Source organism: Clostridium sp. DMHC 10 (assembly GCF_001270375.1).
GTDB classification, from domain to species: Bacteria; Bacillota; Clostridia; order Clostridiales; family Clostridiaceae; genus Clostridium_S; species Clostridium_S guangxiense.
On record NZ_LGVB01000015.1, the window covers coordinates 1532532 to 1559381 of the forward strand.

The following is a 26850-nucleotide window of genomic DNA, read 5'->3' on the forward strand; positions in this document are numbered from 1 at the left end:
TCAATTGTCCTCTGTCCAGTTTAAACTGATTAAAGCATCCAAAATACTACTTGTAAAATTATAATGTTAGTCATTTTAATCTTTTAGTTTGTCCATCTATATAATACTGCTTTATCCTTTCAACTTCATCCTTAATCTTTAATTTAAGTTCCTCAGGCTCCAAAACCTTAACATTACTTCCCATACTAAGCACCCAACTTATAATTTCAGTTTTACCTTCCATGGTTGCCTCAAATATTATAGATTTATCCTCATTCCAGGTTATTTTCTAATTGCTAACCCATATTTTTTCGCTTACGATATATGACATAGGATAAAAAACGTGAAGTTTCAATTTATACACTCCATCCCTATATATTCCAAAATTGTTTTTCATATATTCCTTAAGTGAAAAATCCTTTGGAAAAATAAACTTTTCAGAAAGAACCTCATACTCAAATATCCTTGATATCTTAAAATCTCTAATACTGCTTCTTTTCTCACAATATGCAGCAACATAAATAGCATTTCTATAGTTTATGAGTGCATACGGGTGAATAATCCTGGTACTCTCACCTGAACTTAAAGCAAAATATCTTATTCTTATTTTAAACTTAGTTATAACCGCTTTGTGTATATCTAATAATTTTTTCTTGTCCTGCTCTATTGATACATCTGATTTTATAAAATACTCAACATCATTTATTTGCCTATCTTTCATTTTTCTAGCTGCCGTAATTTTATCTGTAAGTGAATTTATTTCATCTGAATACATAAAATTGCATTGTCTAAGTTCACTATCAACAATACTTAATGCAGAATACTCATCTTCATTTATATCAAGGTTTAATAAATAATCATATCCTTCTAGTTAATATCCACCATTACTTCCCGTTGTCGATTCAATGTATACATTAGCTAATTCTAAATCTTTTTTGTATTTTCTAACCATTCTCTCATCAACTTGAAGTTCCCTTGAAATATCAGAAATTTTCATTTTGCCATTGCTTCTCAAGAGTATTATCATCCTTAATAAGTTTGAAAATTTACTCATTATCATCCACTCTTTATCATTTATTTTTTTCTACTAACTATGTAAATGTACTTAATAATTTCATGATTACACATTGATGTCTAAAAATCAATTATCACAGCAAACTTTTTGTAGTCACAACAAATAAAAAAATTGACTTATCCTAAATAGACAAATCAATTTTATGTGCAATAGTTTTTTACCTAGTTTTTATTTTCAAGTTTCCCATTAATTTCTCTTATTCTTGCTTTCCAATATACCCTAAAAGAAATCCATATGCAAACATAAATAAGTACAAAAATTGCTGCATATCCTATCTTTGGTCCTACCCCTTCTGGCATCCACTTTCCTAAAATAGATGCTATAGAAAACACACCTCCAAGTATTACAAAATGAATTACTAATTTCTTCAATTCGCTCCACCATTCAACTTTAAACACAACTGATGCCGCTGACATAAAAAATCCCAATACACCAGCAATAAATAAACCATCTACAACCATCCGTTCAGGTACATTCCCATCTATTCCATATGCATAGGCTTCAATGCAGAATATTACCTGCCATATAAAAGTTCCTACAGTTATCCCTAAAGCTCCTCTTTTTAATGCTTCCTTAAAATAATTCATATTTATTTACCTCCAATACTCAAATATTCCTTTATCTTTGTTACATATTTTCTAGACACATACTCCTGTTTTCCATTAGTAAAATTGACGCACATGGTTCCATTGAAAAACATTTCTAAATTTTTGATTTTATCTACATTTGCAATAACGGATTTTGATATTCTTATAAAGGATGTATTTTCAAATTGTTCTTCAAGTTCATATAATTTTTCTTTTATCTCATAGCTATTATCTCTAGTTTGAGCTATTATCTTTTTGTTTTCACTATAAAAAAAGAATATATTATCGGGATCAAGAATGTACATTTTTTCATCTCTACTGCCTATAATGTGACGTTTTTGAAACATGCTTTAAAAATTTCAAAACTGCTTCTATTTCTTCTGTCATTTCTGGCGATTCTATAATTAACTTGCTCTCGTTAAATTCAGAATCTATTTTTAAATCAACCTTCAACTCTCTTCCCCCTTCAACAATTTCATTATATAGATTAAATAAATTTAAAACCATGAAAAATGCATAAGTGGTAGTATTTTTTATACAAAATGCTTTAAAAGATGAGTAAAAAATACAGTAAATGATGATTTTTATAGAACTGCTTTTAAACAGATACTATTTAACCTACTACAAAGATGAACTTATATAATATTTTCAAAATATGAAAAAATCGATTACAGAATGAAGGGCTAGACTTTTTCATTATGTGCTATTATCAAACCGTAAGTTATCTTTATATGGAAGTACAAGTTCTAAATGGGCTTTAGGCTACCCTGTACTTCCAACTAAAAAGGGGAAATAACACTTATGAAAAAGTTAAAAATTGTTACAATTGGTGGTGACAGCAGCTACACTCAAGAACTAATGGGGAGTTTTATAAAACATTATAAGGAACTTCCTCTAACAGAAATCTGGCTAGTTGACATTGAGGAAGGAAGAGAGAAGCTAGAAGATGACATGTTAAAAAATGAACTTAAAGAATTTGAGAAAGGTGAGACAAGAGCTGAAAATGTTAAACGCATAGAAGCTGAATCATTTGAGTCATATAAAAATCATAATTTAGATCACAAATCAGAACAATTAACACAACGTGGTGGGGCTTATTATTCCGACGCTGCCTGTGAAATTATAAATTCTATATACAACAACAAGCAAACGCAAATGGTTGTAAGTACTGAAAATAACGGAGCTATTTCAGATTTACTATATGATTCAATTGCTGAAGTATCTGCAGTTATTACTTCAAATGGCCCTGTACCATTAAATTATGGTTACTTTAACATTTACTTTAGCTGTTTTATCACTTTCAGAGATTTTCTTTGCTGTTATGTTTATTTTCTTTACGGCATTAATGTAGACTTTATAAAATTCATCAACTTTTTTATTTTTCCTTTCCCCCTCTGTAATAAAAAAAAATAGGATGATTAACATCCTACTTCTTTATTGGTTAGAAACCATATTTCCAATTTCTTTTCCGTATTCAAAACTATCTTCTGGAAGCCAATTGTTATCCTTTAAAACAAATTTAAAACTTTTCTCTTTTGTTGCAGTCCCTGGTTTGGCAGCATTTAAATCTTTTTCGAGCTCATTTAAATTAAAATCAAATAAATAAAACCTCAGATGCTTCTATGGCATCTGGTGTTTTATTTATTTTTAGCAAAAACTAAATCTTTTATTTTTTTACTCTATTTAAACCATATCTCATTTTGGAAGTATAAAAAGCTCTAAATAGAAAGTACGACCCTACAGATATCATTATAAATAAAAAGCTCATGAAAAACCCATAAATCATATCACCTGAATTTGGGAATAAATAATTAACCATAAAAATACACCTCCAATAAATAACAAACTATTATATATAATAATTATAGCCATCATTTATGTACATTTTATGTTTTTATATTAAATCTTTGTTTTTTATAAAAAAGTATAAAGAAATAGCATTTTGGAACATTAAATTAGCTCAATACTATTTCTTTATCTAAACGGCTTAATAAAAACTTTTCTCCTTTATTCTACGAAAATTTAGAATATTAATGTATTCGCTAAATATTATTAATATCTATCTTATCAAAGGCATTTATAATTTTATCAGCTTTAGATATATCTTGATTTTATGAGAATCTTCTATAACAACACATTCTTCAGGCAAAACTCCTAATTTATTTGCTGCATATAAAAATATATCTGGTTATGGTTTGCTCTTTTTAACATATACTTGTTACATATCAATTGCTATGCAAAACACTATAATTATAAAGCTTTGCATATCTGTTTTTAATATATTCCCGAGTAAAATTAGTTTTATATTATACAAAAAGAATGCAGTGATTTTAATAATCTCTGCACTCCTAATAAACTTATTTTTTTCTCTAACTTTATAAATCTAAATCTAATATATGGCTACGTTTAACTTTAAATTTAATTTTATATGTTTTGGTTGTTTTTCCATCTTCAGCTGTTACCTTTATTGTTGCTGTTCCATTTGGTTTAGTTGCTTGTGTTATTACAACTTTAGCTTTAGAATTTGTTGCTACTGCATAAACTTGTGGTGCCTTTCTTGTCTCTGATGAAAGTTTTACAGTATATGTTGTATGCTTTGGTGTAAACTGAAAATATACTTCTCCAGCATTTACTGCTATGGTTTTTAATGTTGCATCTTTGCTTGTTTTAGCTGGTACTATAACATTTATACTAGCTGTGTCTGCTGTTGTTCCATCAGCTACATTTGTTACAGTAAACACTAATGCTACTGTTGTATCTACTGTTGGTGGTATTATTTTTCCGTCTTCAGTTATTACATTAGGCTTATCTGATGACTTAATTTTTATTTTATAACCATTTGGCACTTTTGGTAATGTTAACTGTGTTGCATCCTTTGCTGGTGCTTCCACACTTGTTATTCTAGAAGCCACTTGAGTAAATGGACTAGCATCACTTTCTGTTTGTTCAAAGTACACGTCATCCAAATAATAAGTACCGGAATTCCATTCTCCAATTCTTATTTCTTTTATTGCTGATAAATCAACACCCTTAACGGAGCTTAATGGCAAGGTTGTCTTAGTCCATCTATCTTTAACAGCATTCTGATCTGTCCATCCACTCCAAGATGATCCACCAGCATCTATTATTGTTATCTTTTCAGTATTGTTCCCTTGTGTATCTTTTACATAAAAGGCTAAATAATTGTATCCTTTTGCATCAACTTTACTTCCACTTTGAGGTAATATATTAACGCATCTATTTGCCTCTCCAGGATCTCCACTTGAATCAACTACAAGTTTTACAGCTTTTGATCCACCTATAGAGCCTGTATCAGCATAACTATTTACAGCAGCATTTTTCACTCCAGCAGAAAAACCAACTCCTGATTCGAAATTTTGATACCATTTACTAGTCAAAAGTACTGGATACTCTGCAGTTACTGTCTCAGAAGCACTCATGTTATTTTCAAATGCATAAGCCTTTACTTTTGTATTTGGATCAATCTGTATAGTTAATGGTGAAGCTGCTGATTTTGCTGTACTACTTGTTTTTGGTTCACTTCCATCTGTAGTATATTTAATCATAGCTCCTTTTGTTGCAGAAGTTATTGTTACATTGGATGAACTAATAATTCCTCCAGCAATAGGACTAAATGTTGGATTACTTACCTTTGGCAATGTATAATCTGCAGTTATTACTTCTGAGGCATCCATACCTTCTTTAACTGCATACGCTTTTATTGTAGTTTCTGGATTTACATGTACTTTTATTGGAGAAACTCCAGACGTAGCTGTTAAACTTGACTTTGGATCACTTCCATCAGTAGTGTACTTAATGGTTGCTCCTTTTGTTGCACAAGAAATAGTTACATCCTCTGGTGATGTAATTATAGCTGCCTTTGGACTAAATGTTGGATTAAAGACACTATTAGGAACTGGCGCAGTAGTATTTAGCGCTATTCTAGCAGCTACAGTTGTAGAATTTGTATAAAATTTACTTGTCTGTATTTGTTGACCCCATTTTCGTTTGATCTCATCAAATGAATCTTTGGTAGTATCAGCTACTTCTTTTTGACCTACATATAAGAACCAATTGTTGCCAGGGTCCTGTTTTGATCCCTTATAAGCCCATGAACTCCAACTTATTCCATACTTATTCATTTGCTCTATTCCATATTCTTCATTTGTATCACCAAAATTAAATTCTCCTGCATAAACAGCTGTTCCATATTGAGTTTGGAAATTAATTAAATCGTTAACTCTAGCATTTATATTATCTTTAGTACTATCATATAAATGCATCTGATAAAGCATATTGGTCCATCCGTAAGTTTTTGGATCTGGTAAGCAATCCCCTGCCCATATAGCTTCCATAGAAATCACATGATTTGGGTCAACTGTTCTTATAGTCTTATACAGCTTATTATAAATATCATATGTGTATTTAAGAGCTTCAGCCGAGCCCGGTGTATATGCATGATCTCCTGTATAACCATTATTGTTTTGAGGTTCATTCATAATATCATAAGCAGCAACATCAGGACTATTTTTATAACGATTTGCTATTTTAGTCCACATGTCTTCAAAAATTTTTTGATCCTTATCGCTAGTATAAATATTATTTTGTCCAAGAGTACCTGTACTGTGATCCATACTTTGTCCACCCGGAACTCCGTGACAGTCTAAAATAACATATATTCCACGTTTACTACATTCTTTAATTACCCAGTCAAGCTTTTGAATACCAGGATTTGAATCTAAATCGCTTCCAGTTATCCAAGTACCATTTTCATCACTCATAAAGTTTCTATACCAGAAAGGTATACGAACAAGATTTACGTGCATATCTTCAAGTTTATCCAAGTCATCTGTTGTAACCCAATTACTCTCATATGTATCATATAAATCTTGAATTTGTTTATCAGTAAACCCACGACTCTTTAACGCATTAATACTATCAAGATTAGCCCATTTTCTATCTTCTCCATTTACTGGGCACATCCATGACTCTTGAACTAACCATCCACCAAGATTTACACCTCTAAGTGCAACCTTCTTATTATTTTGGTTCCATAGAAACCCATCTTGTGATTTTAGGAAGTCACTTTGACCAATTGGAGATGAACTTTGTTTTACATAATTAGGTGCATTATCTGAAGCGTTTACACCAAAGTATAAATCATCAAAGTAATATATGTTATTGTAATTCCAGTACTCTCCAAGTCTAATTTCACTTATTTGAGACCAATTTAATTTCTGGGTTTTGTCAAGAGTAACTACTACTTTTTTCCATTCACCTTTAACTGCATTTTGATCTGTTGCAAAATCCCATGAAGCACCACTCTTATCTTTTATAGTTACATGTACATTATTGTTACCTGCCATATCTTTTACATAAAACATTAAAAAATTATAGTTAGTTGCATCAAATGTAGCTTGTCCACTTGGATATATTATAGCGCTATTTTTATTGTTATCCCAATCACCTTCAGACGTTCCCATCATGGTCATTTTTAATGAATTCCCATCCATTGCATTTGCACCGTCTTTAGATATTTCAGTTTTTACATTGGAACTTGAAGCAAATCCATTTGCACCAGCAAAATTTTGAAACAAGTTACAGTTGGATTATTAGCTGTTGAAGCTGCAAATACAATTGATGGTGTTCCTCCAAAAATTGCAAAAATCAAAACAACAAATACTTGAATTATCGATAGTATTTTAAATTTCATACGCCGATCATTAAGACCTTTCATATAAAACAATCCCCCTTAAATAATATTATTCATCAGTATATAGTATATAACTAATGAAGCTACAGCAATAAAAAGATCTTTTATCCGTCAACTGCTATAGCTTTATTAATTTTACATTGAGAAGTATATTGTTACAATAACAAAATGCTTTTAACTATCTTGCTAATCTTTCAACAAAGGACTTTGCATCTTTAAATTTTAACACCTCATTTTTAGGTAATGCTCTTCCAACCGTCTGATTTGTCATTTTAACTTTAATATTTAATGGTTGTGGTCCTCCATTTTTTTCTAAATCTTCATAAAATTCAGTATATTTTTCTTGCTCATTACCTTGATAGCTACAAGGATTATATTGAACAAAATTTGTAGAATAATCATATTCAATATTAAAATTATCGAAACTTCCTGTAACTTTTAGCTTAAATGATTTCATTTTCATCTCTCCAAATTATATTTTAATGTAATTTTTATTTTTCTACATTTACACCATTTTCTATGCTTGCACTGCTTAATTCTTCTTTAACATATTGAGCATCCTGTGATTTGAAAAATGGTAAGTACACTACTGCTGCCATAAGAATTAGCAATATCTGTAAAGCTGCGCCTCTCCATCCAGCTACTATAAATCCAGATATTATAGGTGGTGTAGTCCATGGAACTTGTACTGCCGTAAAACATGGAACTAATCCTGAATATATTGCAAAATAAGTAATTATACCTGAAAATAATGGAACTAAAACAAATGGTATTGCCATAAATGGATTTAATACGATTGTAAAACCAAACAATATAGGTTCATTTATATTAAACATACCTGGTACTATTGAAAGTTTTGATAAAGTTTTTAAACGTTGTGATTTAGCAAAGAACAGCATAGCTATAACCAAGCCTAATGTCATGCCAGCACCACCAAAAGTGATATACTGATCCATAAACTGCTGTGTTACTATATGAGCATTTTTTCCTGCACCTGAAGCTATTAACTTAGCTCCTGTTTTTACTACATCTTGATTGGCAAGTCCATTGGCTTGAAGTATTGAGCTCATAACTCCACCAACAAGATTTGAACCGTGTATTCCAAACCACCATAAGAAAGATACTGCAAATGGTATTGCCATAGCTCCACCTAATGAATCTGTTATTCCTTGAAGTGGAATTTGTAGTACTTTATATATCCATTCAACAAATGTTCCACCTGTAGCAACTTTTAATGCTATATAAACAAGCATTGAACCAGTTATAAGAACAGCTCCTGGAATTAATGATGCAAATGCATTAACAACTCCTTCTGGTACTCCTTCTGGTAATTTAATTCTTATGTCTCTCTTAATAAACCAAGAATATACATATCCTGCAATTAATCCAACAAGTATTGCAGTAATCATTCCTTTACCGCCAGTCCATCCTTTAGGTATAATACCTCCAACTTTATCTGCTGTTTTAAGTGCAACTCCTCCAAATTTATCTCCACCTTTAAAAGGTACATATGAAGGTGTTATGATTAAAAACGATACTAATCCTAATATTCCTGCTGAAATAGAGTCACATCCCTCATTCTTTGCATACTGTGAAGCTATTCCAAATACAGCTACTAAAGCCATTATGTCAAATGTGCATCCTGAAACCTGGTTAAGTGGTTCAGCCCAATTTGCACCAAATGCTCCTGTCATAATAGCATTCCATCCAGCTTGGCTTGGAAATGGGAAATTTGCTATTAATAAAAATATTGAACCTATGAGCGTCAAAGGCATTGTGGTTATAATTCCGTCTTTGATTGCTATAATTATTTTTGAATTAGCAAATTTCATTATTTTAGGAAGTACTTTTTCTTGAATACTTTCTACTTTCATTTAATTGTCCCCCTTAATTTAAATTATTTAATTAAAAATATTTAATTTATAATAAAATTAGATATTTTATTATCTTGTTAGTTACTTTTTATCATCAGCATAGATACATATCATTTAATAAATCGATTACAATAAATCATGTATAGTATTATTTAAAGTTATCTTATTCTATTACATTTTCAGTTAATTGCCTTTGTACTTTACAAAGACACCTATAGCTTTTTTGATAGCCATCCACTCTTTCCTTAATAGTCTAAGATAATCTCATGTATAATTATTTTCCTGCCATCTTTAATGCATGTTCAAGTACCTTAGCACCATTAAGCATTCCATAATCTACAGAACTTATTACTTCTACTGGAATTCCTTTTTTACCACACAATGCTGTTGCCTTTGGAAGTACATACTTAATTTGAGGTCCAAGTAGAACAGCATCTGCTCCTTCTAAATGACTTTCCATCTGTGCCTCAGGAAAAGCATTTATTTCAACCTCAATATTCTTTTCCTTAGCTGCCTTTCTCATTTTTGAAACAAGCATACTTGTTGACATACCTGCATTACAAAATAATAAAATTTTAGTCATAATAATTCCTCCTTAATTTTTATTTGATAATTTATTAATAAGTTTTCTCATTTCAATCATTTCCAAAATCATATTTCTTTCAGATATTGTTGTCATAAGATGATCTTGGGAATGTACAAATAATATTGAAACCTTTAAGGGTTGTCCATCAGCTTCTTGTTGTAATAAACTCGTTTGAACATCATGTGCCTTTCCAATGGCAACATTTGCCTTCTCAATTAAAGAATCTATTTCATCATATTTTCCTTCCTTAGCACAATTAAGTGCTTGATATAAATAACTTTTAGCATCACCTGAATATATTATTATACTCATCACTATTTGTTCTATATCCATATTTTAGCCTCCTTTATATTTACAACGTGTCACTATTAATTATAGCAAATACTGTGCCAAACACTAATATAGTGATTATACCAATTATTTTTCTACATTACCTAAAAAAAAGGTTAATGTGTTTAATTTTTTTTCAAGTGTATTGATTAGTTTAAAAAAGTGTTTAAACACATCTGATTTTTATAGTTGAATTATTTAAACTATTAACTTATAATTAAGCTGTTATTATATTAAATTAGGAGTGAAAACATGAATAAAAAGGAATATATCTATAATAAACTGCTGGATTTACCAAACAGCAAGGGCATTGATGCTCAAAGCCTTGCTTCCATATTAAATATGACTAGGGCAAATGTAAGTCATGAGTTAAATGACTTATGCAAAGATGGAAAGGTTTTCAAAATACCCGGACGACCTGTTTTGTTTTATGTTTCAAAGACTAATTCAAATAAATCAAAACTAGATACGCTTGTAACAAACAATATAAGTCTAAAACAAGCTGTTGAACAATTAAAGGCGGCTATTCTTTACCCTCCAAATGGTATGAACTGTTTAATTCTTGGAGCTACAGGCGTAGGCAAATCAATGTTTGCCTCATTAATGCATGAATATGCTATTGAAATGGGTATAAAAGACAAAAAATCTCCATTTATAGAGTTTAACTGTGCAGATTATACAAATAATCCTCAACTTTTAACCTCTCAGCTTTTTGGAGTGAAGAAGGGAGCTTACACTGGTGCAGATTTGGACAAAACAGGTCTTATAGAAAAAGCAAATGGAGGAATCTTGTTTCTTGATGAAGTTCATAGACTTCCACCCGAAGGTCAAGAAGCTCTTTTTACATTTTTAGATAAGGGAATTTTTAGAAGAATGGGGGATGATGAAATAAGAAAGTCCAATGTCCTTATAATATCTGCTACAACTGAAAATCCAAATTCATCTCTTTTAAAGACCTTTACTAGAAGAATTCCTATGCTTATTACGATTCCTTCTCTTAGTGAAAGAACACTTGAAGAGAGACTTTACCTAATAAAAACCTTTTTCAAAAACGAAAGTAAAAAACTAAACAGAGACATCGCTGTATCTCTAAACACTATGAGAGCCCTTTTATCATATGATTGCCCTAATAATGTTGGTCAATTAAAAAGTGATGTTCAACTTCTTTGCGCAAGAGCTTATTCAGAATTTCTTACAAATACAAAATCAGGTGTAAGAATAACTAGTTCAAGCCTTCCCCTATACATAAAAGAAGGTCTTTATAGAGAAAAAGAGCACAGAATTCTATGGAATAAACTTATGGGAGATGAAATTGAATTCTTTAAATTCTCCAGCAAAGGCGAAAATACAGAAGAATCTACCGATAAAACTAGCAACACCATATACGAATTTATCGAACAAAAACTTGAAAAATTAAAGTACAAGGGAATTTCAAACATAGATATCGAAAACATACTAGAAAAAGATATAACCAAATATTTCAGTAAATATATAAGCAGAGTTTCTGAAGAAGTCAATAGAGAAAATCTTCTTAACATAATAGGTGAAGATAGTCTAAATTTTATTGATAAAGTAGTTTATCAAATTGTAACTTCATTAAAGAAAAATATAAGTAACAACATTTATACAGCCTTAGCACTACATATAAATACACTTATAGCAAGAATACACAATGACAAAAATATAATAAACCCTGAACTTAAAAAGATAAAAAATTTATATCCAGAAGAATACAATATAGCCTTAAGTATAAAGAAACAAATTGAAGAATATGTACATCATTTAATTCCAGATGACGAAGCAGGTTATTTAACGCTATTTCTTGTAAACGATGATAAAATATCAAAAGAAATCAAAGATAGAGTAAATATCATAATTATCGCTCATGGAAAGTCTACTGGAACCTCTATAGCTGAAGTAGCAAATGATCTTCTAGAACAAAATTCTGTAATAGGCATAGATTGTCCTTTAGATGTAAAACCTTCTGTGGTGCTTGAAAAATTAAGGGTTACAGTTAGAAATAACTTTACTACCAGTGGATATATTCTTCTAGTTGATATGGGTTCTTTAACTACCTTTGGTGAAATAATAGAAAGCGAATTCAAAATTCCTGTAAAGGTTTATCCACTCGCTTCAACTCTTCATGCAATAGAAGCAGCAAGAAAATCTCTATTAGGGCTTTCTATAGATGAAATTTACAACGATATACTATCCGTTAATTCATATCAGCATATAAAAGCTCAATCCAGCTATGCTGATAGCAAAAATAAAAAAAAACGTCATAATAACATCTTGCTTAACCGGTGAAGGAGGCTCTCTTGCAATAAAAAACTTTTTAAACTCTAAACTTACATATGATAAAGATTTGTTTGAAATAATATCTTTAAACTGTTTAGATAAAATCCATTTTAAAAATCAGCTTCTTGAACTTCAAAAGGATAGAGAAATTTTATTTTTAGTATCCACCTTTCCAATAGATTTAGATATAAAACAATATAATATGCATGATGTCCTATGCATGAAGGTAATGGATGAATTGCAGCAATTAGTAGATACAAAGTCTGTAGTTCAAAAAATGTCATCTATCTTAAGGAAAATATAGACAATATAGATGGAAGTGAACTTTACACAGACATAACTCAATTCATTAACGCCGTAGAAAATAAACTTAAATTCAAGCTGGATGATGATTCACTTATAGGTCTTATACTCCATACAGCTTTCTCGATAAGCAGGCTAAAAAAAGGACAAGAAGCAGTTGAATTCCCTGATAAAAACGAATTTATAGAGAATAACCTTAACTTGTACAATATTATAAAAGAAAACTATCTTTTTTTATATAATAAATATTATATTAAGATATCTAAAAGTGAACTTTGCTATATAGCAGACTTCTTTCTTGAATCCGCAAAGCAAAAGAATTTAACATAAAAAACTTGAGACTAAGAAGAGGCTGTCGCACTAAAAATCAATTCAATAATAATTTATAAATATCGCAAACTAATTTGAGTGAAAGATTTTTAACTAGCAGAGCAAGTTAAAATCTTTCACTATAGTTGCTTCGCAATATTTATGAATTACAATTAAAAATAAATTTAATGCGACAGCCCTCTTTTAAATTATTCTGTTTAACTCATCATAAGTATACTCTATTATATCTGCACAGCTTATCTTATTCTTTTTAAGCTCTTTACATATTTGAGTTCCGTATCTTAAATTAACACTATCCATTAATTCCTTTGTATACTTCCTAGCTTCATTTGATTCTGTTTCGCTTTCCCTTCCTTTAAGATATCCTATTATAACGGCCGCTCCTCCAACCGCACCGCATAAGCTTCCAGTTGTAAATCCTGTTCCCATTGAACTTCCAAGCTTAACAGGAATATCTGTATTATGTTCATCATTAAAAGCCTTTATTATAGCTTCTCCACAAGTATAACCTTTTTTATGATATTCAGATGGCTTATTCATTTGCTAAAACCCCCATTTCATACTTTATTTTTGTAAATTACCATTATAAGAACTAGTTCCACCTTTAACATTCACTACATTAAAACCCATGTCTGATAATTTGCCACAAGTTTTTGCACTTCTCATACCAGATTGGCATATTATATAATACTCTTTTGACTTGTTAAGATATTTTTCTGGACTTTGAAGCACAAAATTCATTGGAGCGTTTTTTGCCCCAGGGACATGTCCTTCTCTATATTCCTCTGGATTTCTGACATCTATCAATGTTATTTTTCCTCGTAAATTCTCTAATTCACTTATGTCTATTGATTTAAACTTATTCTTATTTAAAAATGAAAACATGTTTAATCCTCCTTTGTTAATCTTTTAATAGAGTAGAGAGTAAATAGTTTTGATTGAATTGAAGGAAGAGAAATCATCCTTCAATCTACTCTGTGCTCTCTACTCTTAATTTTTATAAATCACTTGTAATTCTCTAATAATCAGCTTTTAAAATTTTCATGAAACCTATATAAACAAGTTTACATTTGAATCTTCTGCCTCTCCAAGGTAATAGCCGACCCCTCCTATTTTAACTCCGTCAATCAATTCTTCCTTTTTTATTCCCATAACATCCATTGACATTTGACAAGCAACTATCTCAATTCCATTTTTAATTCCAGCTTTAATCAAATCCTCAAGAGATGTTATATTTTTATCCTGCATGACTTTCCTAATCATCTTAGGTCCAATGCCCATCATATTCATTTTAGAAAGTTTAAGTTTTCTACTTCCTCTAGGCATCATAATTCCAAACATTTTATCCATGAAACCTTTTTTCACATTAATTTTTTCTGGTCTTCTTAAGATATTAAGACCCCAGAACGTAAAAAACATTGTCACTTTTTTACCCATTGAAGCTGCTCCATTGGCTATTATAAAAGAAGCTATAGCTTTATCAAGATCACCACTAAATACCACCATTGTTTTATTATCTTTAACTACCGCAGCTTGATTTTTAAGTGCAAGAACCTCAGAAGCTTTCTGTATAACAGCAGTAATAATTGCCTTATTTTTGTCAAGTCTCAAAAGCTTATTTCCCGTCCTTTTACACCATGCTTTTATATCTTCATAAAATCCAGGATCTGATGCATTAACCTTTAAAATTTCACCCTCTTGTAACCTATCTATATTTTCTTTTACGCTCATGAGAGGTCCTGGACAACATAACCCACAAGCATCAAGTACTTTATTATACTCTTCTGAATCTAACGCCGCTTCTTTTTCAATACTTCTATCATCATTATTTTTATTTAAAGGTTTAAAATTAAGTGCTGATATGGATTTGTAACCTCCAGTGACATTCTTCACTTTAAATCCATTTTGCATTAAAATTCTCCCGGCAACATACCCTCTAAGTCCAACCTGACAATAAACTATTACTTCTTTACGCTTATCAAGTTCATTTAACCTTTGTCTCAAATCATCTACAGGAATATTTACAGCTCCATCTACATGCCCATTACTAAACTCAAGTTCTGTTCTAACATCTACAATAATAGAGTTTTCTTTGTCATAGCTTAAAAATTCAGCTGCAGTTACAACCTCTGCCTTTCCAGTCAAGATATTTTCTGCTGCAAAACCTACCATATTTACTGGATCCTTTGCAGAAGAATATGGAGCGCATATGAAAGTTCAAGTTCAACTAAATCATAGATGCTGCCTTTAAACCTTATCGCAGTTGCTATTACATCTATTCTTTTCTCAACACCACCATAACCTACTGCCTGAGCTCCAAGTATTTTTCCCTTTTCATCAAATATTAATTTTAATGAAAGAGGCGAACTTCCAGGATAATACGATGCATGAGATGCTGGATGAACTACAACAGTTTTATACGGTATATTAAGTCTTTTTAAAGCTCTTTCATTGTTTCCAGTGCTTGCAGCTGTAAGTCCAAATATCTTTATAACTGCTGTTCCCTGTGACCCTTTAAAGGATGAATTTAAATTGCAAACATTATCTGCTGCTATTCTTCCCTGTTTATTTGCAGGACCAGCAAGAGGAACTGCTGTTTTCTGACCGTTTACAAAATCCACTACCTCTACAGCATCACCAACTGCAAATACGTTTTCTATATTAGTTTCCATCTTATCATTTACAATTATGTGACCTTTAGGACCAAATTCAATTCCAGAACCTTTAAGGAATGAAGTTTCTGGTGCTACTCCAATTGCTAAAACAACAAGTTCTGTCTTTACACTTTTTCCACTTCCAAGCGTTATCTCAACATAATTTTCACTATCCTTAAAGGACTTTACTCCATCACCTAAAATTAAATTCACTCCATTTTCATTTAATTCTTTTTCTGCCATTACAACCATGTCTGTATCAAAAGGAGCTAAAATATGAGGTGCTGCTTCAACAAGAGTTACATTAATTCCTCTTTCCTTTAAGTTTTCTGCAACTTCAACTCCTACAAAGCCTCCGCCAATAACTACAGCATTTTTTATTTTCTTACTGTCAACTTTATCTTTTATCTTATCCATATCTGGAATATTTCTAAGTGTCATTATTTTATTGCTCTCAATTCCCTCGATATGTGGTCTTAATGCCCTTGCACCTGGTGATAAAATAAGATAATCATAATTTTCCTCATATGTTCCTTTATCTTTACTTTTAACCTTAACTTTTTTATTTTTTGTATCAACTTCAAGTACTTCGCTGTTATTTCTAACATCTATATTAAATCTATTTTTCATGCTCTCTGGCGTTTGAACAATTAATTTTTCTCTTTCCTTTATAGTTTCACCTATATGATAAGGAAGACCACAATTTGCAAAGGATATATATTCGTCTTTTTCAAACATTATAATTTCTGCTGTTTCGTCTAATCTTCTAAGTCTAGCCGCTGCAGACGCTCCTCCTGCAACTCCACCAACTATCAAAACCTTTTTCATAATTTAACTCCTTTCTTTAATTAACATTTTCATAAATATATTTATAGTTCATCAATTCTCTTATAAAAATCCGCATCTAATATTTAAATATTTATATATTAAGATATACAAATATATATTTTAAGCACATCTTTAAAGTTTCCATTCAACGGCTAACAAATAAAGTGCACTTTTGTGTAATAAATATAAACTCAATCAATTAATCGTTACAAAGAACTCTCATTAATTTTTCAACTTTTTCATTGCAAACTCTATATATAATTTCTGTTCCATTTCTAGTTCCTTCAATAATTCCTGCTGTTCTTAACTTTTGGAGATGCTGAGAAATGGTAGACTGAGGGCAATTAAGGCAATCTGTCATATGCATAACATTACATTCACCATTTTGTAAAAGTCCTGCAACTATACAAAGCCTAACAGGATGTGCAAGAACTTTTAAAAGTTCAGCTGCATTATTATATTTTGAATAATCTTTTTCCATAAGTTTTTACCTCTTCATTTATTAATATATTTATATATTACGATATATAAATATATATGTCAAGTAAATTTTATGTTATAGCAAAATCATTTGCTACTTTGCACTTTGTGGCACGAATGCTGTTATTAGATCTAATATTCAATTTAATTCTTATTTATTATTGTAATCGTTGTCAGAAAATGTTATTATTGTGTTGATGTAAAAAATGGGAGGTAACTTTATGAAAAGATTAATTTCATCTTTAGTTGCACTGTCACTAATATCAACTATTAACATGTTTACTGGTAACAATAATAGTAAAGCGTATGCAAATACTTTAACTGCTTCTAATGTATCTTCTAGTCAAGAAATGTATAATGAATCTTTTAGAAATCAATATCATTTTTCAAGATCTTTAGGATGGATGAATGATCCTAATGGTTTAGTTTATAAAAACGGGGTTTATCATATGTTCTATCAGGCTAATGAAGATCCAAGTCAATTATTTTGGGGAAATATGAGTTGGGGGCAAGCGACAAGTAAAGATCTTATACATTGGACAGAAAAAGGAATTGCCATTCCTGAATCTACAAATCAACCTTGGGAGAATTTTATGTTCCAAGGTAAGAATGATCCAAAGGCCTATAATTACATAGGCGCTCCTCATACTAATCCAGGACAAACTCCAAACAATACTAAAGCAATTTTCAGCGGTTCAACCATTGTAGATAAAAATAATACAGCTGGCTTTGGTAAAAATGCAATGATAGCAATTTACACTTCAGATTATTTTTTAGCAGTAAGAGATAAAGATGATACAACATCTGATTCTTTAGGTAAATTTTTAGGATTAAGAGAAGTTCAGGAGCAGTGCCTTGCATACAGCCTGAATGACGGTAAAACATGGACTAAGCTTGCTAAACCTGTAATTCCTATAACTGCCCTAAGTGGACAGGGATATGATTCCCAGAATTTCAGGGATCCTAAAGTAACTTGGGATGCTTCTACTAAAGAATGGGTAATGGCTACTACTACAGGGCAAAGAATTACTCTATTTACTTCAAAAAACTTAAAAGACTGGACCCATGTTTCTGATATTAATAGGGTTCATGACGTTAATAACGGTGTTTGGGAATGTCCTGAACTTTTTCCTATTAAAGTTTCAGGAACTAATACAACAAAATGGATTCTTTCTGTGAGCATTCAACAAGGAACTCCAGCAAAGGGTTCAGGTATGGAATATTATGTTGGAAATTTTGATGGTAAGAATTTTATCACTGAAAATGCTTCTACTATGTCAAATCCTAAATACACAGATTATGGAGAAGACTTCTATGCAGGTCAAACATTTTCTAATATTCCTAATAACAGAAATATAATGTTAAGTTGGATGGCTAATTGGAATTATACAAATGATAGGGATACCTTTCCTACAAGTCCATGGAAAAATTCTATGACACTTCCAAGAGAGTTAACCCTTGTGAGAACAGGTTAGATGATTATTCACTGGCACAAAAGCCTGTTCATCAGATTTCTTCCCTGTTTAAAAAAACAGTTAAGATTAAAAATCAAATTATAAACTCAACAGAAAATGTAGAAAATTTCAAAGGAACAACTTATACTATAAGCTCTGAATTTAGTTGGAACAATGATAAAAAACCAGATAATTTTGGCTTTAATTTGCGTGAAAGCTCAGACGGAAGCAAAAAGGTTACTGTTGGATATGATACATCTAAAGGTATTGTATATATTGACCTTAGTAAAGAAGGAGATCCAAGATTAACTTCTGACAGGTACCTTATGTATGCTCCAATAAATGCAACTGATAATCATATAAAATTAACAGCTTATGTGGATGTATCATCTATTGAATTGTATATAAATGATGGCAAAAAAACGATTACTCAGTCTATATATCCTAATTCAATAGCTAATAATAATGGTATAGATACAAATAATATATCTATTTTTTCGAATAAAGGAAACGTTAACATTAGTAATGCCAGAATTCAAAGTATAACGAGTATTTGGAATAGCAATCAAAAATAGAATCGTTGCCCTACCTGAATTATATTTAAATGCTGAAGGTGAAATGATTTTATTCATAAAATTTTTACAAAAATTAGAATCCTTAACTTTTCACTTATGTTAAAAGTTAAGGATTTCACATAACTTTTCTTGTCAAAGGTGAAGTTTTTTCCACAGCAAAAAGTTAAGAAATGCTTTATTAATTAGCAAACAAATCATTGTCCTTATCTGAATTCCAAACATATTCAATTGCATGTGCAATATTTTTTGCTTTTTCTACTCCAAACCTATCAGCTGCAAATCCTAAAGCCATATCTATTCCAGCGGATACACCAGAAGAAGTATAAAATTTACCGTCAGCTACCCATCTAGCACATAGCTGCCAGTTAACATCAGTGTTTACAGACTTCACCCACTCAAAAGCTCTCTTATTTGAAGTTGCTTTCTTAGCATTCAATAAATTCGTTTTAGCAAGCAGAGCAGAACCAGTACATACAGTTAGACAATATGTTGATTTAACTGCAATTTCCTTAAGTTTCTCTATAAAAACATTATCATTAACCAAAGGCCGTGTGCCTTGTCCACCTGGAACTAATAATACCCCCTCAAAATCAGCGTTCTCTAATTTTTCAGTTATAACTTTTGTACCTTGTCTACTTATAATAGTTCCACCATCTATGGAAAATAACGTAGTTTATATTCTTCAAGGCGTCCAAGTACTTCTACCGGTCCAAATGCATCTAGTGTTTCAAAATCAGAAAATAATAAAACATTTATGTCCATAATAGCACCCCTTTAATACAGAGGACAAAGTACAATTGACAGAGTACAGTGTCCTCTGTACTCTAATTTTATTTTATTATACCACTATCTAAAAATTAAGTTCACCTATATTTTTAAAGGAATTCATATCAACTGCAGCTATTTTAGAATCAAATATACTGTACAAGGTATTTCCTATATAAATCGCTCTACAGGTTGTGCCTGAATTTTCATCCGCTTCAGCTTTGTACACAAGCTTGAAACCATTCTTCAAGTCAACCTTGTATACATAAATATAATACCTTAAATTTTGCCCATCATTAACAAAAACTGGAAATGCCATAATTCCTTTATCTTTATCAAATAGTAATGCCTTATGATCATATAAAACATCTGATTCAGTAAAACTATCTTTAACATCATAAGATGGCGTTACAGGAGATTTTATATTCGGCAAATTTTTTTGATTAAATGTATCATCTAAATTTACATTATACATTTGTTTTGGATTGGATATATCAGTTACATCGAACATGGCAAATTTCATACCACCCGGTTTCGCCATTACAACTCCACCTTCTGAAACATCTGTTGAATTTCTACCAAAGCCTATAATATGATTTCCATCATAGGGCTGCAAATAGGTACTAAATCCAGGCATTTCAAGCTTTCCTGTAATCTTCGGTTTGTTTGGATCTGACAAATCTATTGCGAAAAGAGGATCAGTCTGCTTAAAAGTAACCATGTATGCCCTATCACCCATAAATCTCGTACTATATATTCTTTCCCCTTTAGCTATATCAGAAATTTGAGAAACTAATTTAAGATTTTTATCAAAAATATATATGGCACTGGACATATTATTATTTATAAAATCACTTTCATCTTTTGTTGTCGCTACTCTCAAATAACCATTATACTCATCCATAGAAAATTGATTTAATATATTTCCATCAACTTCAGTCTTAGTTTGTAATTCTGCTTTGCCTTTTAAAAGTTGAAATTTATATACTGTAGTTTTGCTGCTACCACTTTGAGAGGCAATATACACATTTCCGCCATTACAGTATATGTCTTCCCCATTTCCCAATACCGATGTAACTTTAGCCTCAGTATTTATATTTGAGAGATCTATACTTGAAATGTTTACATAGTTTGGATATATGTCTTTAGGATTATATACTATATCTTTATAATCCACCTCTTTAACTTTCCCTTTTAAACTGCTATCTATATAAAAAGGAGCACTCTCTTCCTTACTTGCATTTTTAAAATCTATATTTATATTTTGGTTTGATATTACATAAACTTTATCTCCTATAAGTCTTGAATCTTTGTAGCTTCCACTCACTATTAAACTTTTGACAAGCTTTGGTTTTGATTTATTGCTTATGTCATACACTAGTATCTTAGAATTTTCCCATGAATACCAATTATCTTTTATATTATCATCATCGCTATACGAATTCTTATAGTATCCGCCAAATACTACTAAGAAATCACCTTTTAAGAACATATTACTAGCATGAAAATTGCTATCTATGGATATACTTGATTCCAATTTCATAGTTTGAGCTGGATAAGCATTTACTATGCTAATTTTATTTTCTTTGCTATTTAAAGTATAAATGTATTTACCATCATTCTTAACTAAATCAGGCTCATCAACTCCATTTACCTGTACATTTGTGGATGAATGACTTATACTTTGAGAAGTTTTATCATTAGCAGAATTTTTCAAAGCATTACTGGTGGAGCTTACTGAGCCATTCTTTTTAGAATAATCTATTGAAAGCTTAGGCGATATATTACCTTTATAATTTTCTAGTATACTTTTCAAATTCTTATATGAACCTACAGCTGCAATACCTCTTGAATCCACCTTTGTTGTTTTTTGAAAATAAAAAACTTCCTATGCGAGTTTGCAAAAAGGGAATTCTAAGCACTATAATTATAAGAGCTGCGGCTGCTACAAAATAAAGGCTTAGGCTCCTCGTTTTATCTTTCTTCTCTTTCTTTTTTAATCCTTTTTCTATAGAAAAATCTATTTCAGCTGGAACTTCTATATTGTCTATATCATCCTTAAATTTTTTTATCTTATCTAAATCATCCAAAATATTCTTTCCTCCTCTACTCTTCTGGACAAGCCATATTTATTCTAAGTGTCTTCAATGCTCTGTGTAAATAAGTTTTCACAGTACCAATAGGACATTTCATAACCCGGGAAATATCCTCAAAGCTCATGTCCCTAAAATATTTAAGTACTATAACTGTTCTATATTTGTCATTTAGTAAATCTACAGCTCTATATAAATCTATATTTTCTTCAATATTTTCATCTTTTGATGTTTTACTCAAAAGTACAATTTCATTGTCATTTACAAATACTTTCTTCTTTTTCAGCATATCAACAGCGCAATTGATGAGTATTCTTGTAACATAAGTATTAAAAAACTCTGGATTTTTTAGCTTTTTAATTGAACTATAGGCCCTATATACAGTTTCACTTACTATATCAAGTGCATCTTCTTTGTTTTTTACGTATATGTAGGCTGTTTTGTAAAGTACATCCTTTCTTTCATACATAAGCTTTGCGAAGGCTTCCTTATCCCCCCACTTTGCAAGAGTAATAATCTCTTCCTGCTCCAAAACTTTCACTTCCTTTAAATTCTTTCTAAACATTAGACTAAGATACGCACATTTTAGTTTCAAATAAACAAGAAATAACATTAATTTAATTATAATCTGAAAATATTGCGAAGTAACAATGCTTCGTCACATTAAAAAAATTCTATAAATCTAAACCTCAATATGATATAGCTATTAAATTCTATTGCCTAACCATGTTTACAGTGCATTTTTCGTAGAGAAACGGAGAAAAATTTTCCTTGCTTTTTAGCTCTGCGAAGGAACATCATTGAAGGAATAGTTTAAATAAAATTTTATAAATCTTAGTGGCAAATTGTTAAAAGCTTTAGAGATTTCGATTTGTTTGAACGATTAGTGAGTTATTGAATGGATCGATGTCAATATTTTAGACACAAAAAAGTCGAACTTTTTATGCAATTTTTCTTGATAGCTCCTCACATTGTTGAGGAGTTATATATCCAATACTAGGGATAAAAATTTCGAGTACGCATTTCTTCTTTGATGCTTTGAAGAAGAGCAGAGACAGGGAATAACAATAGATATAACCATGATTCAATTTTTACTAAAAAAAGAGATTATGTGATAATTGATGCTCCTGGGCATAAAGAGTTTTTAAAAAATATGATATCAGGTGCAGCTAGCGCAGAAGCAGCAATTTTAGTTGTTGATGCTAAGGAAGGAATACAAGAGCAGTCAAAAAGACATGGATATATTTTATCTCTTTTAGGAATAAAAAAGGTTTATGTTGCTGTAAATAAAATGGATTTAGTAGATTACTCTGAAGCCAGATATGAAGAAATAGTTGATCAATTTAATCAATTTTTAGGAAATCTTAATATACATCCTATAGAGTACATTCCAATATCTGCTTTTTTAGGTGAAAATGTAGCCTCAAAATCAGATAAGATGCCGTGGTATCATGGTGATAATATACTTAAAAGTATGGATAAAATTGAAAAGGAAAAAGGAATTGAAAATAAGCCTTTAAGATTTCCAATTCAGGATATATATAAATTTGATGATAGAAGAATTATAGCTGGAAGAATAGAATCCGGAGTTTTAAAGGTTGGAGATGAAATAGTTTTTTATCCATCAGGTAAGCATACCAAAGTTAAATCTATTGAGGCTTGGCAGAACAAAGATAAGAAAGATGAAGTTTATGCTGGAATGTCTGTTGGAATTACTGTAGAAGATGAATTTTATAATAAAAGAGGAGAGATAATTTGCCATAAGGAAGATAGAGTTATAACTTCAAATGCCTTTGATGCAAATGTATTTTGGCTTGGCAAGGAGCCTTTGAAAAAGGGTAAAAAATATAAAATTAAAATTGCAACAGAGGAAGCTGAAATAGAAATTGCAAAGATAAAAAATGTAATAGATGCAGTAACCTTAGAGCATATAGCTGATGCTGAATATATAAACAAAAATGATGTGGCAGAGGTTGTAATAAAGTCAAAAACTACATTAAGTTTTGATAAGTTTAACAAAAATGAAGCTATGGGTAGATTTGTAATTATAGATGAGTATAATACTACTGGCGGAGGAATCATACTTGGAAAAGCAGAAGAGGTGTTAGACAATAATTCAGAAACAGAAAGTCTTATAGATTTACAAGAAAGAGAAAATAAATTTGGAAAGAATGGAAAAGTGATTTGGATCACTGGGCTTAATGGTAAAGCTAATTCTGAAATTGCAGCCAGGTTAGAAAAACGGCTATTTGATTCAGGTGAAAAGGCTTATTACTTAAATGCAAATAGCTTAACTGTAAGTATCAATGATTACGGTCAAAAAGCAGATATGCTTAAAAATATACTCAGCGTGCTTGTAGCCAATGGAATAACAGTTGTAGCAGCTTCTACAAGTGAATTAAAACAATATAGAGAAAGCATTAAAAACAGTATTGGGGAATCCAAATATATAGAAGTGTTTGTAGATGATAGCAACAAGAAGAACTTAAGTTATGAAAAATCAGACTATGCAGTTGTTTCTATTTTTGTAAATGGAGAAACAGATGATTTAGAAAACAAAAGCGAAGATATTTTAAAATTTATAGTGTAATGAAAAAGTTAAATAAAGTGTATCCTCTTCATAAAATCTTCATATAAAAATGATAGTCTTGAACAAAAGCTAAAATAAAAATTTAGAGGAGGATAAATAATTATGAACATGACACATTATATGTCGCTATTAGCAGATAATCAACCATGGAATTTGATTATATTTATGGCGATTCCAGTAATATGTGCCGAAACACTTACAATAACAGAATTCTTTATTATATTTAATAGAACAAAAAGTGGAGGTGTAAGAAACTTAAACAAATGCGTTGGTATTTTTGATGGAATATATTTTACTGGTATATTTATCTATCTATTATTCAATGCGGTTATACCTCTTACTACTACAGGAGGATGGCATACTTGGGTTGATGCAACTGCAGTAGGATTTTACTTAAGTGGTGTTGTTTTTCTTCTTCCAATTACCTTAATGGAACTTGGCATAATATTTAAATATAAGAGCTTTGATGAAAAGATGAAAATTCATTTTATTCTTGTAGGTGGATTCTTAGTTGTTGCTCATATTGCTATGATTTTTGGCATGGTGAATCCGGAGATTGTTAATCATATGTCATCAATGCCAAAAATGTAGATAAAATTGAGTATAAACACATTAACTTATTTGTTATTAAAAGTGCAATGATTATAATATAAAAAATAATCCATTTAATTTCTTGAAGTTAAATGGATTATTTTTGTATTTAAGGTGGGTTTGTTAAAAATACAATTGTTCTCCTCTTTCATGTATGGTAGATATTTTGCAGTCTAGAGTTTTAAATTTATCAGCAAATTTATTTGTAACTTCGTAGTTGTCACCAAAATGCATAGGTATAAACATTTTAGGTTTAGTTTCTTTTATAAAATATTCTCCTCCAAGATAATAACTTTGTTTTAGCCTTGGGTCTATAGGAAAAAATGCCACATCTATGTTGTTTAACTTGATTTTAGAAATTTCACTTTTAAAATCTTTTTCCATGTTTAAATTGTATTCATTAGATTCGTCAAACCAATCCCACCAATTTAAATCACCAGCATGAAAAATGGATATTCCGTCTACATTTACTAGGAAGGAAACACCTAAATCCGTGGAGCCAAAGGTTTCTATATGTGTGTTGCCTAATTTTAGAGTGTTATAAGGTGACATATAATGTATATTGTTGGATTTTTTTTCTTTTATATCGCTGCTTAAAATATAGCTGATGTTACTATTAAAATCTTCCCAGCTAAAAATAACGGAATTAAAGTGATCTGGATGACTATGAGAACAAAACACAAGTATGGTTTTAGCCGTAGTTAGTTCTTTAGATCCTAAAAATCCATTTTCTATGTTTCTTTTGCATTCTTTTTTAGTATCAAGATAGTAATCAAATACTAAAAGATGATTTTTGGTTTCAACGACGAAGCCGCTATTATATAAATAATTAATCTTAATATCAGAAAGATACATTTGATTTACCTCCTAAAATATAATTTACACATAAATAGTTTTAAATTATTATAATTTATTTTATAATATAAACATATAAATTGGAAGGAGATGCAAAAATGAAATTTAAATTTTGTTCACAATAACATAAATGTATTTGATTTAGAAAAGAGTCTTGCTTTTTATAAGGAGGCTTTAAATTTCAAGGAAGCAAGAAGATATAACGAACCAAATGGAGAATTTATTTTGGTTTATTTAGAGGATGAGGGGAGTTCACATCAATTAGAACTAACCTGGTTAAGAGATAGAAAAGAACCTTATAACTTAGGAGATAATGAAATACATCTAGCAGTGGAAACTGATGATTTCGATGGAGCTTTTGAATATCACAAAAAAATGGGATGTATTTGCTATGAAAATAAAAAGATGGGTATATACTTTATTAGCGACCCAGATGGATACTGGACAGAAATTTTACCAACTAAGTAAGAAATACAAGCCACTATGAAGCAGAGTTAAGCTGTAGTGGCTTTTTCTCCTAAATAATATAAAGTCAACGATAAAATAAAAAAGCCAAAGATACTTATAAAAAATATCTATGACCTTATTAGCTTGTAATTTGGCAGGGGCAGTAGGAATCGAACCCACAACCAACGGTTTTGGAGACCGCTACTCTACCAATTGAGCTATACCCCTTCGTATATCGATATTTTAGTAAATTAACACAACAATTACCGACAAAAACTATTATAAGGCAGAAAGCTTAATCAGTCAAGCATAATTTGTTAATTTATTAAATTATTTTATAGTAAGAGGCAGATTGTAATAATAAAATGCTTAAGTTCCACATAGTTTGTATACTCTATTTGTTCCATTTGGTGGCAGAAATACCTACCTAGTGGAGCTTATAT

Annotated in this window: 26 protein-coding genes, 1 tRNA gene and 4 pseudogenes; 9 read left to right on the top strand and 22 right to left on the bottom strand. The window is 30.6% G+C overall.

Annotation, left to right across the window (positions count from 1 at the left end; genetic code table 11):
• Positions 1–70: 70 nt before the first annotated feature.
• The 5 genes and pseudogenes from AGR56_RS09475 to AGR56_RS21720 all read right to left on the bottom strand — a co-directional run bounded on the left by AGR56_RS09475 (position 71) and on the right by AGR56_RS21720 (position 2094).
• Positions 71–754 (bottom strand): annotated as a pseudogene (locus AGR56_RS09475) (WYL domain-containing protein).
• Between the two features lie 96 nt (positions 755–850).
• Positions 851–1033 carry an HTH domain-containing protein gene (locus AGR56_RS19495; protein ID WP_198150014.1) on the bottom strand — a complete coding sequence of 61 codons (183 nt, stop codon included), beginning with the start codon at positions 1031–1033 and terminating at the stop codon, positions 851–853.
• 182 nt (positions 1034–1215) lie between these two features.
• The gene (locus AGR56_RS09480; RefSeq protein ID WP_053242056.1) at positions 1216–1641 is read right to left on the bottom strand and encodes a DUF3021 domain-containing protein; all 426 of its coding nucleotides are present in this window, start codon (positions 1639–1641) and stop codon (positions 1216–1218) included.
• Positions 1642–1643: 2 nt separating this feature from the next.
• Entirely contained in the window at positions 1644–1988 is a 345-nt protein-coding gene (locus tag AGR56_RS09485) for a LytTR family DNA-binding domain-containing protein (RefSeq protein WP_242851386.1), read from the bottom strand.
• Positions 1957–2094 (bottom strand): hypothetical protein, encoded by a 138-nt coding sequence (locus AGR56_RS21720; protein ID WP_242851387.1) that lies wholly within the window; start codon positions 2092–2094, stop codon positions 1957–1959. The genes AGR56_RS09485 and AGR56_RS21720 overlap by 32 nt, the downstream gene beginning before the upstream one ends.
• Before the next feature lie 348 nt (positions 2095–2442).
• Between AGR56_RS21720 and AGR56_RS21730 the strand changes: the two are divergent.
• Positions 2443–2913, top strand: a pseudogene (locus AGR56_RS21730) (hypothetical protein); the annotation flags it as partial.
• A 394-nt stretch (positions 2914–3307) separates the two neighbouring features.
• Here the strand turns inward: AGR56_RS21730 and AGR56_RS20250 are convergent.
• From AGR56_RS20250 to AGR56_RS09520, 7 genes are all read right to left on the bottom strand, one after another.
• The gene (locus tag AGR56_RS20250; RefSeq protein WP_157055729.1) at positions 3308–3460 is read right to left on the bottom strand and encodes a hypothetical protein; all 153 of its coding nucleotides are present in this window, start codon (positions 3458–3460) and stop codon (positions 3308–3310) included.
• Between the two features lie 556 nt (positions 3461–4016).
• Positions 4017–7238 carry a cellulase family glycosylhydrolase gene (locus AGR56_RS09495; RefSeq protein ID WP_053242058.1) on the bottom strand — a complete coding sequence of 1074 codons (3222 nt, stop codon included), beginning with the start codon at positions 7236–7238 and terminating at the stop codon, positions 4017–4019.
• Positions 7187–7378 (bottom strand): hypothetical protein, encoded by a 192-nt coding sequence (locus AGR56_RS09500; RefSeq protein ID WP_053242059.1) that lies wholly within the window; start codon positions 7376–7378, stop codon positions 7187–7189. Before AGR56_RS09500 ends, AGR56_RS09495 begins: the two co-directional genes overlap by 52 nt.
• A gap of 154 nt (positions 7379–7532) precedes the next feature.
• Positions 7533–7811: a hypothetical protein gene (locus AGR56_RS09505; RefSeq protein ID WP_053242060.1), complete on the bottom strand. Its 279-nt coding sequence runs from the start codon at positions 7809–7811 to the stop codon at positions 7533–7535.
• 34 nt (positions 7812–7845) lie between these two features.
• The gene (locus AGR56_RS09510; protein ID WP_053242061.1) at positions 7846–9228 is read right to left on the bottom strand and encodes a PTS sugar transporter subunit IIC; all 1383 of its coding nucleotides are present in this window, start codon (positions 9226–9228) and stop codon (positions 7846–7848) included.
• A gap of 274 nt (positions 9229–9502) precedes the next feature.
• Positions 9503–9811 carry a PTS sugar transporter subunit IIB gene (locus tag AGR56_RS09515; RefSeq protein WP_053242062.1) on the bottom strand — a complete coding sequence of 103 codons (309 nt, stop codon included), beginning with the start codon at positions 9809–9811 and terminating at the stop codon, positions 9503–9505.
• A 12-nt stretch (positions 9812–9823) separates the two neighbouring features.
• Positions 9824–10147, bottom strand: a complete 324-nt coding sequence (locus AGR56_RS09520; protein WP_053242063.1) for a PTS lactose/cellobiose transporter subunit IIA — start codon at positions 10145–10147, stop codon at positions 9824–9826.
• Positions 10148–10396: 249 nt separating this feature from the next.
• Here AGR56_RS09520 and AGR56_RS09525 point away from each other — a divergent pair, with 249 nt between their 5' ends.
• Genes AGR56_RS09525 through AGR56_RS21745 form a run of 3 tightly spaced genes read left to right on the top strand, consistent with a single transcriptional unit; the run spans position 10397 to position 13075 of the window.
• Positions 10397–12451 carry a sigma-54-dependent transcriptional regulator gene (locus AGR56_RS09525; protein WP_242851388.1) on the top strand — a complete coding sequence of 685 codons (2055 nt, stop codon included), beginning with the start codon at positions 10397–10399 and terminating at the stop codon, positions 12449–12451.
• Complete coding sequence (locus AGR56_RS21740; protein WP_242851389.1) at positions 12396–12746, top strand: hypothetical protein; 351 nt, start codon at positions 12396–12398, stop codon at positions 12744–12746. Before AGR56_RS09525 ends, AGR56_RS21740 begins: the two co-directional genes overlap by 56 nt.
• A 44-nt stretch (positions 12747–12790) precedes the next feature.
• Positions 12791–13075, top strand: coding sequence for a PRD domain-containing protein (locus tag AGR56_RS21745; RefSeq protein ID WP_278279691.1), 285 nt, complete (start codon positions 12791–12793; stop codon positions 13073–13075).
• A gap of 183 nt (positions 13076–13258) precedes the next feature.
• Here AGR56_RS21745 and AGR56_RS09530 read toward each other — a convergent pair whose 3' ends face one another.
• The 4 genes and pseudogenes from AGR56_RS09530 to AGR56_RS09545 form a co-directional block, all read right to left on the bottom strand.
• Complete coding sequence (locus AGR56_RS09530) at positions 13259–13615, bottom strand: C-GCAxxG-C-C family (seleno)protein (protein WP_053242064.1); 357 nt, start codon at positions 13613–13615, stop codon at positions 13259–13261.
• A gap of 24 nt (positions 13616–13639) precedes the next feature.
• Positions 13640–13960, bottom strand: a complete 321-nt coding sequence (locus tag AGR56_RS09535; RefSeq protein WP_053242065.1) for a rhodanese-like domain-containing protein — start codon at positions 13958–13960, stop codon at positions 13640–13642.
• A gap of 165 nt (positions 13961–14125) precedes the next feature.
• A pseudogene (locus tag AGR56_RS09540) lies at positions 14126–16560 on the bottom strand (CoA-disulfide reductase).
• Between the two features lie 196 nt (positions 16561–16756).
• Positions 16757–17038 carry a metalloregulator ArsR/SmtB family transcription factor gene (locus AGR56_RS09545; protein ID WP_053242066.1) on the bottom strand — a complete coding sequence of 94 codons (282 nt, stop codon included), beginning with the start codon at positions 17036–17038 and terminating at the stop codon, positions 16757–16759.
• Between the two features lie 220 nt (positions 17039–17258).
• Here AGR56_RS09545 and AGR56_RS09550 point away from each other — a divergent pair, with 220 nt between their 5' ends.
• Together AGR56_RS09550 and AGR56_RS09555 are read left to right on the top strand one after the other, a co-directional pair.
• Entirely contained in the window at positions 17259–18512 is a 1254-nt protein-coding gene (locus AGR56_RS09550) for a glycoside hydrolase family 32 protein (RefSeq protein ID WP_053242067.1), read from the top strand.
• Complete coding sequence (locus AGR56_RS09555; protein WP_053242068.1) at positions 18458–19066, top strand: GH32 C-terminal domain-containing protein; 609 nt, start codon at positions 18458–18460, stop codon at positions 19064–19066. Before AGR56_RS09550 ends, AGR56_RS09555 begins: the two co-directional genes overlap by 55 nt.
• A gap of 178 nt (positions 19067–19244) precedes the next feature.
• Here the strand turns inward: AGR56_RS09555 and AGR56_RS09560 are convergent.
• The 4 genes and pseudogenes from AGR56_RS09560 to AGR56_RS09575 form a co-directional block, all read right to left on the bottom strand.
• Positions 19245–19828, bottom strand: a pseudogene (locus AGR56_RS09560) (DJ-1/PfpI family protein).
• Positions 19829–19916: 88 nt separating this feature from the next.
• Positions 19917–21689: a beta-propeller domain-containing protein gene (locus AGR56_RS09565; RefSeq protein WP_053242069.1), complete on the bottom strand. Its 1773-nt coding sequence runs from the start codon at positions 21687–21689 to the stop codon at positions 19917–19919.
• Positions 21652–21921: a hypothetical protein gene (locus tag AGR56_RS09570; protein WP_053242070.1), complete on the bottom strand. Its 270-nt coding sequence runs from the start codon at positions 21919–21921 to the stop codon at positions 21652–21654. The genes AGR56_RS09565 and AGR56_RS09570 overlap by 38 nt, the downstream gene beginning before the upstream one ends.
• A 16-nt stretch (positions 21922–21937) precedes the next feature.
• Entirely contained in the window at positions 21938–22465 is a 528-nt protein-coding gene (locus tag AGR56_RS09575; RefSeq protein ID WP_242851555.1) for a sigma-70 family RNA polymerase sigma factor, read from the bottom strand.
• Positions 22466–23035: 570 nt separating this feature from the next.
• On the opposite strand from AGR56_RS09575, the gene AGR56_RS09580 reads away from it, so the two are divergent.
• Together AGR56_RS09580 and AGR56_RS09585 are read left to right on the top strand one after the other, a co-directional pair.
• Positions 23036–24514, top strand: coding sequence for a GTP-binding protein (locus AGR56_RS09580; RefSeq protein WP_053242072.1), 1479 nt, complete (start codon positions 23036–23038; stop codon positions 24512–24514).
• Positions 24515–24616: 102 nt separating this feature from the next.
• Positions 24617–25105 carry a DUF6803 family protein gene (locus AGR56_RS09585; RefSeq protein WP_053242073.1) on the top strand — a complete coding sequence of 163 codons (489 nt, stop codon included), beginning with the start codon at positions 24617–24619 and terminating at the stop codon, positions 25103–25105.
• 123 nt (positions 25106–25228) lie between these two features.
• Here AGR56_RS09585 and AGR56_RS09590 read toward each other — a convergent pair whose 3' ends face one another.
• Positions 25229–25960 carry an MBL fold metallo-hydrolase gene (locus AGR56_RS09590; protein ID WP_053242074.1) on the bottom strand — a complete coding sequence of 244 codons (732 nt, stop codon included), beginning with the start codon at positions 25958–25960 and terminating at the stop codon, positions 25229–25231.
• 126 nt (positions 25961–26086) lie between these two features.
• Between AGR56_RS09590 and AGR56_RS09595 the strand changes: the two genes are divergently transcribed.
• A complete protein-coding gene (locus tag AGR56_RS09595; RefSeq protein ID WP_053242075.1) occupies positions 26087–26428 on the top strand; it encodes a VOC family protein in 342 nt (113 codons plus the stop codon).
• A gap of 131 nt (positions 26429–26559) precedes the next feature.
• Here the strand turns inward: AGR56_RS09595 and AGR56_RS09600 are convergent.
• Positions 26560–26635: transfer RNA gene (locus tag AGR56_RS09600), tRNA-Trp, on the bottom strand.
• Between the last annotated feature and the right edge of the window lie 215 nt (positions 26636–26850).